Genomic DNA, 13,105 nt, shown 5'->3' with positions numbered 1-13,105 from the left:
GTTACATGTTAGTCCTTGTCCTTCCAGAAGAGGATAAACGGATCTACTGCTAGTTGATGGAGATTGATACATCTGTGGGCGATCGACAGGGTAACGCTCGAACAGGTGTATTTATTACCAGGTAATACCAGAGTATTATTAGGAGCGATCGAAAACAGAGCTACTTACTACAACTTACCAAAGTAGCCCCAGTTATTAGTTATTAGTTATTGCTCCAAATTTGCAATCAAGCCCGACATGTTAGGCCGCAGCTTCAATCCCGGTAACCGATCGATACATGTCTTCATACTGATCAGCCGACCGCTCCCAGCTAAATTGCGAAGCCATCGCCCGTTGCTGCAATCGCCGCCAGGCATCAGGATAACGGAAACCTTCCCATGCCCTGACCAAGCAAGTGAACATATCCAGGGGTTCATAGCGATCGAAGCAATAGCCAGTACCCTTGTTCTTGGCTGGCTCATGGTGGAAGACGGTATCTACCAGCCCACCAGTCTGTCGCACGATCGGCACCGAACCATAGCGCAACGCGATCATTTGACTAATACCACAAGGCTCAAATCGGCTTGGCATCAAAAATGCATCCGTACCGGCGTAAATACGTTGCGCCAGGGAAACATTAAACAAAATCTGGGCTGAGACCCGGCCAGGATAGCGCGAAGCCAGCTCCCACATTTGGGTTTCATAATAGCGCTCACCTGTCCCCAGGATCACAAATTGCGCGTCGGTATAGGACAAAAAGCGATCCATCACCTGAATAATTAGATCAATACCCTTTTGCTCTACCAGGCGCGATACCATCCCCACAAAGAAGGCCGATCGGCTGGCATTCAGGCCAATTTCCTCTTGCAACACCAGTTTGTTGATCGTGCGATTTTCTAGCGTGTCCGCCGTAAAGTTCTTTTCCAAATATTTATCTGTGGCTGGATCTAACTTTTGGTAATCGATCCCATTCAAAATCCCACGTGGTTGGCGATAGGAAAGCAAGCCATCTAAGCTCTCGCCATAGCCTGCTGTACAAATTTGTTGGGCGTAGGTAGGCGAAACCGTATTCACAATATTAGCGTGGTGAATGCCTGCCGCCATTGTGTTGTGGCCTTGGGTGTACCAGGGCACCCAGGCGATCCGATCTAGCTTCCAGCGCCAGGGGCCTTGGTAGGCCAAATTATGGATCGTAAATACAGTGCTAATGTCCGGGCTCTCCACCATCCAAACCGGAATCATGCCGGTATGCCAATCATGACAGTGAATTACATTTGGTTTCCAATAGTTCCAGGCAAATTCGGCTACGCCATTGGCAAACAAAGTAAACCGCCAATCTTCATCCTCGCCGTAATAGATTCTAGATGGAATAAAGGAGCCATGCCCAAGCAGATATAAAGGCACATCAGTACCAGGCAGAGTCGTCTCGAAAATATCAAAATCCTGGAACATACAATTGCCTTTCCAGATCCACTGCGGCTTATTGGCCAGCTTATCTGGCAAGGTGCCGTAGTAAGGCATGATGATCCTGACATCATGACCGCGATCGCGGAGAACCTTGGGCAAAGCACCAACCACATCAGCCATTCCACCAACTTTTGCGATCGGTGATGCTTCGGCTGCGGCAAACAATATTTTCATAGACCAATCGAATCCTAAATCTTTATTAAGTCCACTTTTGTTATTCTTATCCAAAACGGGTACATCTGCGCTACAAATTGCTGCATCTGAATCAACTGGATCAAAAGAAGCGTTAGAACCTCGATGCGGCAATCGACCTGGCCAAATCAGATATCTAACAACAACAACTCATCAAGTTAAGTTAGAGGATCAAGCTAAGTTAAAGTATCGATCGGATTGGGCAGCGCATAACCCTTATTTTGCCTCCTGGTTGTTGGTTGTGTCAGTTCGCTGAAGAACAGAAAAACCACTGACACCAAGGTAATAGCGCTCTATTAAAGGTTCTAGACCATCAAATTTTACAAACTTTACAAAAATAGCGATCTCTATGGCTAAAAATCTTACTTCTATGCCATCACCAGATATCCCATAACACATTTATTGATTATTTATTGATTATTTATCGATATCGCAACATGAAATCCCCAGAAGCGATAAGTTAGGGATTCAAAATGCTTGATTTTTATCCCAATTAGCCAACAAAAAAACAATCCCAACAGTTGGATTGTTGTCTCATAAACCGATAGATTGTCCCGATCGCACGGATGGTTAGGGGGTAGTAATAGAATTTTATAAACTATAACTATACTTAACTACCTACGCTTAATCTATTCCATCTCACCATCAAGCAAAGCCAAAGCTTGGCCGATCGCAGCAACTTAGGCTACTAGGCTGAGGCTTGAGGATTAGTTGGTTTTTCTTGATCCACAGGAGCAGGAGCGATCGTCTCATTAGAATGAGCTTTACCATTGCCATTAGCAGGGATTGCTGGCTCCGCATCGTCGGTTTCTGGTTCTAATTCCGTTGCATTTGGCAACTCCAAACAATAGCCAGCTCCATAGACGGTCTTAATATACTTGGGGTGACGTGGGTCTGGTTCTAACTTAGTACGCAGGTGACGAATATGCACCCGGATCGTCTCGATATCGTCATCTGGTTCGTAGCCCCACACTTCCTTGAGGATTTCACTAGGGGAAACCGTCTGGCCATGTCGCTGCAACAAGCAATGCAATAACTCAAATTCCAGATGAGTTAGCTTGACCGTGTTGTTGAACCAGATCGCTTCAAACCGCTCTGGCACTAGCGTAAGTGCACCATAATTGAGAATTTCACTATGTTTAGCGGCTTGGGGAATCCTATTTGTGCGCCGCAGCAGTGCTCGCACCCTGGCCAGCATCTCTTCTAGCTCAAATGGTTTGGTTAGGTAATCATCAGCACCAGCACTAAACCCTTCTACCTTGTCCTGGGTCTGCCCCATCGCAGTCAGCATCAAAACGGGGATATCAGCGGTACGTTCATCCCGACGCAAACGTTGACAGACGGTAAAACCATCTACTCGCGGTAGCATCAAATCAAGAATAACCATATCAGGCTGAATTTGGATCGCCAAAGCCTGCCCTTTTATGCCATCACTTGCTTGAATGACTTGATAGCCAGCAAGTTCAAGATTAAGGGTAACTAATTCAGAAATTTTGGGATCATCGTCAATGATGAGGATCCGAGGCATCATTATTCAGAACTCTTTAATATTACAAAGGTATGCTGTGAGTTTCGATCGCACAGAAGATTAAATTTTAATAAATTTATCTACTATGTTGTTAATGTATAACACTTAATGTAAAGTTGCCAGTCCTCTAGCCATTTTTACAGCAACATAAAAGCCTTAATGCGGGCGATCGCGCGGTAATTCAGGGCAATAGGATCCAAATCAGGGCAAACTAAACCTTCTGCTGGTGCGATCGACCTAAGTTAAGTATGGCTACATAGCTGTTTGCTATGCCTTTATTCCCTCAGGCAAGTGATTCTAACAAAAGTTCGTACTCTTAGGCTTCAACCTGAAGGCTGGTTTTAGTTTGACCAGAGGAATTTGGTAGTCATGCAGTAGTAAGGATAATTGGCAATCGATTTAAAATTCGGAGCTTAGCTTATTTGGGTTATGGATATTCAACTATCTCTTAGATCCTTACTTGTTCAGCACTACCAGGAATTTTTCTAGCTGAGCGTAATTTGATCGATCGCCTCAATCTGAAAATAGCCTTGACTAAGTGCGATCGTGATGTGGCTGCTCACGTTAAAAGTTAGTCTAACCGATGATTTACCATTGATTTACTACCTTAGGTCAACTAATCCGACTCAAGATTCTCTTACAATGTATGAAGATATGTAAAATAAAGATATATAAATAATTTGGTTTATTGCCCATGAGCCTACCCACGCCCCCGGTTGCCGATCTTTTTGCTCCTGTTAAAGCAGATCTCGGTATCCTGACTCAAAACCTAAAGAATTTAGTTGGAGCCAGGCATCCGATTCTTTACGCTGCTGCTGAGCATTTGTTTGAAGGCAAGGGTAAGGGCTTGCGTCCAGCGATCGTGTTATTGGTTGCCCGTGCCACCATGACTGGACATGATCTTAGCGATCGGCATCGTCGCTTGGCCGAAATCACCGAAATGATTCACACTGCCAGTCTGGTGCATGATGATGTAATCGACACCGCCGAACTAAGAAGAGGAATTCTCACGGTTAATAGTCGGTTTGGCAATCGGGTGGCGATCCTGGCGGGAGACTTTCTATTTGCTCAGGCTTCCTGGTATCTGGCCAATCTCGATAATCTGGAAGTGGTGAAGCTACTCTCCAAGGTAATTAAGGATTTTGCGGAAGGTGAAATTCGCCAGAGCATGACTTTATTTGATGCCAGCCTCAGTCTGGAAGATTACTTAGAAAAAAGTTTTTATAAGACGGCTTCACTGATGGCAGGTAGTTCCAAGGCAGCGGGGGTATTAAGCGGGGTGCCGAGCTTCCAAACCGAGCAACTCTATAGCTTTGGTAAGCATTTTGGCATTGCCTTCCAGATCGTCGATGACATTTTAGACTTCACCAGTTCATCCGAAACCCTGGGTAAACCGGCTGGCTCTGACCTTAAGCAGGGTAACCTGACTGCGCCGGCGTTATTTGCCCTGGAAGAACAACCCCAGTTAGGGTGCTTGATTGAGCGGGAATTTAAGGAAGATGGAGACATTGAGCAGGCGATCGCTATGGTTAAAAATAGCGACGGCATTCAGCGAGCCAGGGATTTAGCCAAAGCCCATGCCAAGATGGCGATCGAGGTATTGGATTGGTTGCCAGCTTCTGAGCATAAGCAATGTTTGCTTGATTTAACCGATTTCCAGCTCAAGCGTCTCTATTAGAATTTTGACTAGTAAAAGTAATTGCAAGCGAGTAATAGTAATTGGTGGCGGCATTGGTGGACTAACGGCCGCTGCGCTGCTGGCCAAACGGGGCTATGCGGTCGAAGTATTCGATCAGGCGCTAGTACCCGGTGGTTGTGCATCTACGTTTAAACGGCGCGGATTTACATTTGATGTGGGTGCAACCCAGGTGGCGGGGCTGGAACCCGGTGGCATCCATCACCAGATTTTCACTGAATTGGGGATCGAGATTCCGGCCGCTACTTATTGCGATCCCGGTTGTGCGGTATTCTTGCCGGGGGAAAAGCAACCTATTAATATGTGGCGCGATCGCCAAAAATGGCAACGAGAACGGCAACAGCAATTTCCTGGTAGTGAACCATTCTGGCGGTTTTTAGAGGATTTATATGAGCGGAGTTGGGCTTTCCAATCTCGCCGTCCAATTCTGCCCCCCCGTAGCATTTGGGATCTGTGGCAACTGCTCAGGGCAGTGCGATTAGATACGATCGGCACGGCTCCTTTTACCTTTGCAACCGTTGGCGATGCTTTGCGTGGTTTTGGTCTAGCCGACGATCGCCGTTTGCGTACTTTTTTGGACTTGCAACTCAAGCTTTATTCCCAGGTCAGCGCCGAGGAAACTGCTTTACTATATGCTGCCACCACCTTAAGCATTACCCAGGAACCACTGGGATTGTTTCATCTCAAGGGCAGTATGCAGGTGTTGGCCGATCGCTTGGTGGCATCCCTGGAACGCGATCGCGGCAAGTTACACATGCAGCATATGGTTACGGCGATCGAACCCAAAGATCCACCCCAGGTGCAAATCCAGAATCAGCGTACTGGCGAAACCTGGTGGCAACCGGCCGATCATGTGGTGGCCAATGTGACCGTGCATAATTTAGTGAAGCTGCTGGGTACTCGTGCCCCAGGCGGCTATGCAAAGCGAGTTGAGAACCTACCCACGGCCTCAATGGCGTTTGTGGTTTATCTAGGGGTCGATCGCAGTGCGATTCCACCTAACTGTCCGCCCCATCTCCAGTTCTTGGCTGATTATGAGAGTCAGCGATCGCTGTTTGTATCTGTCAGCCAGCCCGGTGATGGTCGCGCCCCCGATGGGAAAGCCACAATCATTGCCTCTGAATTTGTACCAGCGGATCACTGGTGGGGGGAAGGTGTAAAAGACGAAGCCCAATATCAAGCCCAAAAGCAAAAATATACCAATCGGGCGATCGCCCAGCTAGGTCAGTTTTTCAACCTGGAAGACACCATCATTCACACTGAAGCAGCCACACCACGCACCTTTGCTGACTTCACCGCCCGCGATCGCGGCATGGTCGGTGGCATTGGCATGCGCGTATCCACCTTTGGGCCATTTGGATTTGCCAATCGCACCCCAGTCAAAAATATCTGGCTAGTGGGCGATTGCACCCATCCTGGCGAAGGCACGGCGGGGGTGAGTTATTCGGCTTTGACGGCAGTAAGGCAAATTCAGCATCATGAATGAAACTAGCTATAGCTCCGCTTCAACAATTGCTGGTTCAGCCTTGGATAGATCAACCCCTCGATTGGTAGGTTCAGCTTGATGATCAGTCACCTGCATTTTATTAAAATAGGTGCGATCGCCATAGCGCAAAATCGTATCGATCGATGCCAGCCGATTAGCCCAGGTATTTACCAAATAAGGCTTACGCAGGTTTTCTAAGCGCATCCAATCGGGCATATTCACAATCATTACATCCAACGCCTCCATTGCCACATCCAGACGTTCTGCGCTGGGTTGCGCCGATAGCTCAGCCAGAGCCTGGGATAGCTGCTCGGATTGCTCCTGCCAATTGGTCAGGCTTTCACCCCGCACCCATAGCCGATCGCTAGCCAAAAGCGATTGCCACTCTTGTTCCAGGGCGGCATAACGGGATTCAGCCGCCGCAAAGGGCTTACGATAGGGCACAATTTGATTTTCAGCAGTGGCCTTGGAGCGGGCCAGGATGGTACGAAAACTAGGGCTTAGATATTCTGCCGCAAATAGCGAATAGCCACCGGAAGGCAAATCTCGCACTGCTTGTAATTGATCGAGCAATTCAATATCATCCAGTCCCTTAATCATGACCCCAGGCAAAAACAGCACTGGCGATCGCGCCACACCAGACAGCGCCGGTTGCACCCGTTGTTGCAAAAAGCGGGTCGTGTCCTGCTCATAGGTCATGGGCACCAGCAAATCAATATCACCCCTGGCTACCCAGTCTTCCCAGTTTTGCTGCAACCTACTAATTCGCTGCACTCGCTCGAAGGGGAAAACCGCCGCCGAGATCACAATTTCTGGCCTGACCTGATCCATTTCCGTCGATACCAGATTCACAAACTGGCTCACCTGCTGGGTACGGAACTCAGTCCACATCCACCACAAAGAGCGATTGTTTTGATTAATGCTGACTGGATCAACGCCAGTGAGCGCCTGGAATTTTTGCCTTGCCACGGTGCCATAGCCAAAGTTATGGCCAGGGTCTTGGCGGGGTTGACGAATATAATCCAGATGCAAACCGTCTACGTCGTAGCGGGTAGCGATCTCACGGTATAGGCTCACTAGATAGTTCTGCACCTGGGGATTAGCTGGATCGAGGAAAGTTTTACCCTCCGGTGCAAAAATGCCACCGCGACTGTTCTTGTTTGCCCATTGGGGATAGACTTCCAGCACTGGTCCCGGATAGCTAACGGGCTTACCCACCAGGGGATTATGGCGCTTATTCCCCACCCCAAACACCCACACCCAGGCATGGAGTTCCATATTTCGCTCATGGGCGAGCTTAACTGATGCTGCTAGCGGGTCCCAACCTCTGGTGAGGGGGTTTTGCTGCGGCGCAATGCCACTGGGATAGATGGGATAGCCAGCATTGATCGTTTCCACAAAGACAGTATTTACGCCTGCTTCGGCCATCCGATCGAATACTTGAGCTAGTCCCTGTTCCGAGCCAGCCGCTACGATCGTACCGCGATCGAGCCAGATTGCCCGTACTTCCGAAAGTGGCGTAAAGAAGCCATCGGGATAGCCAGACAACAAATCCTGACGCACCTGACGATAGCGCGATCGCACCTCGGTATGCTTCCCAGACTGCACCAAACTGGACATTTCCTTGAGCAACTCATCGGCGGCAGCAATTTCACGGATTTTGCTGGTGTCTATATCACCCTTGCTGCCCTTGGCAATTTCCGCACTGATGATCGCATTTTCAACCCTGCCCATGATCTCTTTGAGTTCGCGGCGCATTGAGATCGCTTCCAGCGTATTCACTGGCAATACGGGCACTGATGGCGCTGGTGGTTCGATTACTCTGGCAACTGGTGCAGTGGGTTGGGCTGGGCGATTGCGATTGCTCAGATTGGGGCTAGGTCGTGTAGATAGGGGATGTCTGGTGCGGCTCCGATCGGTAGGCTTAGCAGTAGTTACGGTCGGTGTAGGACTTGGCCGATTAACGGGTTCATTAGGGCTGCGGCTGGGGGGAGTGGCTGGGCTGGTGGCTGATTTTCGGGTCGTAGGATTTGCTGCTCTGCTAGCGCGGTTATTGATTTGCGCCTGACTAGATCTAGACCGATCGCTGCTAGTCCGGGTGCTGGCAGTGGGGTTATTCGTAACTGGATTTGCAGCAGTAGAACTTGAGCTAGTCGATCGGGTTGATGTACTGTCTGTCGGATTAACTGGAACGTTAGTGGGATTGCTGATCGCCTGCTTCCTGGTGGGAGTATTTTCTGTCCTAGTTTCGGTTTCAGGGGTTGGACTAAGTGGATTTGCCGAGGTGAGAGCAGATTCAGGGCGATCGCTACTTGCCACCTGATTTTGCTGATTATATTGATTATGCTGATTGCTTAGGGCCGACAGCAACCACATCCGATCGTATTCCTGGCGATCTTGAGCATTCCCCCATTGCCAACCTAAGTACAAACTATGGTTAGTTTGCAGTGCCGCAATGCGATTGTCTGGCCAGAATGCCACCGTTCTAGTTGTGGTGAGGGTGGGGCTGAGCACACCGCCGGTGTTGATTTTTTGGCTACTAATTTCTGGCACCTGTTGCGCCCAGTAATATTCAGGGCTGGTGCGGGGCAAAACATGGCTGGACTTACTTAGATCACTACTCCAATAGCCACCAATCAGCGATCGCAAATTCATTCTGGCTTCGGGCTGCGCCGCACTACCGATCGTGCCTGTCGCAATTACATAACCACCAGCATTAATCCAATCATTGAGCACTTTGACTTGTGCTGTGGTCATGGCATTCAGGTTGGGCAAAAACAGCACATCCACATTTTCCAAACTGGCTGCACTGAGGTTGTCCAGGGCGATCGTGGTGTATTTGACCCCATCCAGGGTTTCGACAATTTCACCCCAACTGGATTGACCATTGCGCACGACGGCCAAGCGGCTACTGGGCTGGGTGATTACTGGTTTGGCAGGTACTTGAACATCGGGTTGCTGCTGAAAAAACTGCCCTGAGTTGGGTTTTAAAACTGAATCTGTTGAATCTGTTGTCTTAGCTGGGCTGGTTGTTTTATTTGTCTGGCCGATCGCCGCTTCGTTAACTATTAATGCAGGTGTACAGGCAATTAATACCGCTAACACCAGTTTTGCCATATTACTATTCTTACTACTCTGAGCCTCATACCTGCGTGACATACAAAACAACCCCTTATATTTCTGTGCGATTAATTTTTAGAAGTTAGTAACTCTATTTCTTTCATAGCTTTTCATCGCCACCCACACAGACATCCCCATCATCTTGATGCGCCTAAATATTCTAAATGTTAAATATTCTAAATACTAATGAATACTCAAGGCGATCGTGTTCTAGGTTAATCAGTCCCTAGTTAGATTAATTACTTAGATTAATTACTTAGATTAATTACATAGTTCCCATACATAGCTTGGCTATTGCACTTTAGCTGCCCAATTTGCCCAATTTCCTAGCAATTGCCGATACTAGGCTGCCAAGTAAAACGATCTCGTTCCACCCCAAATTAAATCTCAATCTTAATTCTCCTAATTATCCACTAAACACCAGTGTGCAAATCCAGGAAAGAGCCAAACAACCGAATAGTTACAAATTTTTTACTTAACCTTGCTAGCCAGCATAATGCTCAATTACCACCCGATCGAAATTTGCCTCTTAGTTTGCTAAGTTGTTGCTGAGTTCACTGAGCCTAACTGTTCGATCGCTGAGATTCTTAAATCCTTAAGCGCTACAATCTCAACTTGCCAGCTTAACTTACTCAAAATCCCCCTATTTATGAATTACGGGATGAATTACAGGATAAATTATGGTCGGCTGTCATTAAATTGCCCTTTACTAGATTACTTCACTTATGGGAAAGCGATCGATAAGTTGGGCAGCTTGTTTGGCACTTTGTTTAAGCGAATTGGGCAAAAACGGCACATGGGGGATTTGGGACAGCAGATCCAGGGTGCGTCTGGCAATCCTGACCACATCGCCCTCATCCAGGCTGGTATGGCTACATAATTCTGTCCATTCCATTCCCAATGCCCATTGTTCAATTAACCCCACCAGGTCATAGTCCAGCCAAATTGGGATCGCCACCATCTGCTTGCGCTGCATCCGGAATAATTGTCTACGAATATCATGTAACTCAGTTAGTGCCTCCTCAACGGTGGGGGATATGCCTAAGTTTACCCAAGTATCCGATCGACTATTCTCCGTCACCAATGCGGCGCAAACAGTGGCCAAATGATGGGGGTCGAGTTCATCTAGTTCCCCCGATCGCATCGCCAATGCCAGCCAAAGCTCGTTATCACCGCGTAATGCTGCTGCTGCCTGTCCTGCGGCAGTTGGTTTCAGGTTTTCGAGATAATCAAAACTGCGTAAAATTTCCACCAGCGCCATAAACTCATCCCACTGTTTCCGTCTACGCTGATTGAGCACATTGCGTTGAAACTCCAGCTCGCGGTTGAGTTCATCGGATTTGCGCAATTTTTTGCTAATGCTACCCACATCGCCATATTGATTGGCAGGGTGCTCATTTAACCTGGCTTCGATCGCCAATACTGCTGCCTGTTGCTGCAGCACCTCTGGTGGATATTCGGGCATTTCTAGATTGGGAATTAAATGGGCGATCGCCAGGCTCTTTTCATCTCCCTTCAGGGTTTGACCAGGCTTAACAATTAATTCCGGTGGAATTTCAATCGCAGCTAGAGTGGCATCGGTTTCAGCGATCGGCTCGCCCACCAGCACAATATCTTTATAGCTGGCAACTAAAAAGCGATTGTCCTCGGTTAGGCAAATGTACCAGGGGAACTGTCCCGCGCCTGGCACCTTAGCCACGATCACCGCTGCCATAGTCACTTTTTTGCTGATTTTCACCCTGGCGATCGTCCCCGACAACACATAGGGCAAATAGGTAGCCAGTTCACTCAATCTTTGTTCTTCTGCTTGCTGGATCAGGATTTTGCGAAGGCGCTTGGCTTCCCGCAGGCGATCGCGCAACTTTTCATAATCCTTTAGCAAGCTGATATCTACCCCGGCCAATTCCTGCTCTAGCTTGGCAATCCGGGTTTCTTTGTCTGCTAATACTTGCTCCTGAGGCGCTAGCACAATATCAGATAGGTATCTACTAAAACTGCGTTCGATTAACTCCTGCGCTTTCTCCAGGGTGTGGGTTTGCAGCAGGTTCAGCACCATGCCATAGCTGGGCGTAAAGTGGCTCATCAGTGGATCAGCATCAGCGGTCGCCAGGAAAGCCGCATCCTTAGCACCTTCAAACCGGGTCTGCACCGTCACCACATAGCCAACCCGATCCATGCCGCGCCGCCCCGCTCGCCCCGCCATTTGCAAGAACTCAGAGGCATTGAGCAGGCGATGTCCGTTATCAGTTCGCTTCGATAGGCTAGAAATTACTGTAGTTCTAGCTGGCATATTAATTCCCGCCGCCAGCGTTTCAGTGGCAAATACCACCTTGATCAAGCCTTGCTGGAATAATTCTTCGACCAATCCCTTCCAGGCGGGCAAAATTCCGGCGTGGTGGGCAGCGATCCCCTTGTATAAAGCCTGCACCTGACCAGCGCGACCGGCATCTGGATTAGCACTCAAAAAAGCATCAATCTGCTCTTTTAATCGGGCTGCTTCATCGGCATTGACCAGTGGCACCTTGTCCATTTCGGTTACGGCTAGATCGCAACCGCGCCGACTAAAAATAAAATAGATTGCTGGCAACATCTGCCGTTGCGCCAATTGCGAGACCACAAAACCCAGGCTTGGTTCGTTGCGTCTGCCGCGACCGCGAAATTGCTGGCTGCGCCGATTCCGATCGCCCTTTAACTTGGGATTCAGCTTTTGCCGTTTTTGATCTAGCAGCGGCGCTAAGCCTTTGTTATTACAAAAATGGAATTGCAGCGGCACCGGGCGATAGTCCGATGAAATCAGGGCAGTGGGGCCATGTACCTGATTGATCCAATCGGTGAGCTGGGCACTGTTGGCGATCGTGGCCGAAAGGGCAACCAGTTGGATCGAGGGCGGACAATAGATAATCGATTCTTCCCAGACTGTGCCCCGCTGGCGATCGTTCATGTAGTGGCATTCATCCAACACCACCGCTGCCAAATTGGCCAAAGCATCTTTGAGATTAACCGCTGGTTCTGGTGGGCTTATGCTTTCAGCGCCTTCAGCCTCGATCGCATCATTTACAGCCATTGCCACCGGATCGCTGACATTGATGCCATAGAGCATATTCCGAAAAATCTCGGTCGTCATCACCAACACAGGCGCGTGGCGATTGATCGAAACATCGCCAGTCAGGAGCCCCACATTATCAGCACCAAATTGCTCGCGGAAATCGCGCAACTTTTGATTAGAAAGAGCCTTCAGCGGGGTGGTATAAAATACCTGGCGCTTGGTTGCCAATGCCTGATAGATTACATATTCGCCGATCAAGGTTTTACCAGAACCAGTTGGGGCAGCCACTACCACTGACTTACCTGCCTCCAGGGCAGCGATCGCCTCTAGTTGGAATTGATCTAACTCAAACGGAAATAACTGGTTCAGGTCTAGGGAAATCACAAAGTTTAGTTACTTGATTTGGGCTCTTGGGCGGGGACGATTGCTGATGTGCTAATTAATTCAATTAATCTAGAGTCGGTTAATCCTGAATAATGGATTGAGCAAAAACTAGATTGATTAATCTCGGCCAATACTTAAATTCTTAAATACCTTGATAAACAAGAAATAAAAACTAACTAAGGCGATCGATCCACACAGCATAAAAAT

General features: G+C 48.4%; 6 protein-coding genes. 2 read left to right on the top strand and 4 right to left on the bottom strand.

What is annotated here, in order from left to right:
- Nucleotides 1-240: 240 nt before the first annotated feature.
- Together glgA and PSE7367_RS17060 are read right to left on the bottom strand one after the other, a co-directional pair.
- The gene (gene glgA / locus PSE7367_RS17070; RefSeq protein WP_015166592.1) at nt 241-1,620 is read right to left on the bottom strand and encodes a glycogen synthase GlgA; all 1,380 of its coding nucleotides are present in this window, start codon (nt 1,618-1,620) and stop codon (nt 241-243) included.
- A 706-nt stretch (nt 1,621-2,326) separates the two neighbouring features.
- A complete protein-coding gene (locus tag PSE7367_RS17060) occupies nt 2,327-3,166 on the bottom strand; it encodes a response regulator transcription factor (protein WP_413773414.1) in 840 nt (279 codons plus the stop codon).
- 694 nt (nt 3,167-3,860) lie between these two features.
- Between PSE7367_RS17060 and sds the strand changes: the two genes are divergently transcribed.
- Nucleotides 3,861-4,844, top strand: coding sequence for a solanesyl diphosphate synthase (gene sds, locus PSE7367_RS17055; protein ID WP_015166589.1), 984 nt, complete (start codon nt 3,861-3,863; stop codon nt 4,842-4,844).
- A gap of 4 nt (nt 4,845-4,848) precedes the next feature.
- Nucleotides 4,849-6,348 carry a C-3',4' desaturase CrtD gene (crtD, locus tag PSE7367_RS17050; protein WP_015166588.1) on the top strand — a complete coding sequence of 500 codons (1,500 nt, stop codon included), beginning with the start codon at nt 4,849-4,851 and terminating at the stop codon, nt 6,346-6,348.
- A 6-nt stretch (nt 6,349-6,354) separates the two neighbouring features.
- Here crtD and PSE7367_RS17045 read toward each other — a convergent pair whose 3' ends face one another.
- Both PSE7367_RS17045 and PSE7367_RS17040 read right to left on the bottom strand, forming a co-directional pair.
- The gene (locus PSE7367_RS17045) at nt 6,355-9,507 is read right to left on the bottom strand and encodes a family 10 glycosylhydrolase (protein WP_015166587.1); all 3,153 of its coding nucleotides are present in this window, start codon (nt 9,505-9,507) and stop codon (nt 6,355-6,357) included.
- Between the two features lie 670 nt (nt 9,508-10,177).
- Nucleotides 10,178-12,898, bottom strand: coding sequence for a DEAD/DEAH box helicase (locus tag PSE7367_RS17040; protein ID WP_015166586.1), 2,721 nt, complete (start codon nt 12,896-12,898; stop codon nt 10,178-10,180).
- Nucleotides 12,899-13,105: the final 207 nt, after the last annotated feature.

It is taken from the genome of Pseudanabaena sp. PCC 7367, from assembly GCF_000317065.1.
GTDB lineage: Bacteria > Cyanobacteriota > Cyanobacteriia > Pseudanabaenales > Pseudanabaenaceae > Thalassoporum > Thalassoporum mexicanum.
The sequence above is the reverse complement of the archived record's forward strand: the minus strand, read 5'-3'. Positions and strand labels throughout refer to the sequence as shown.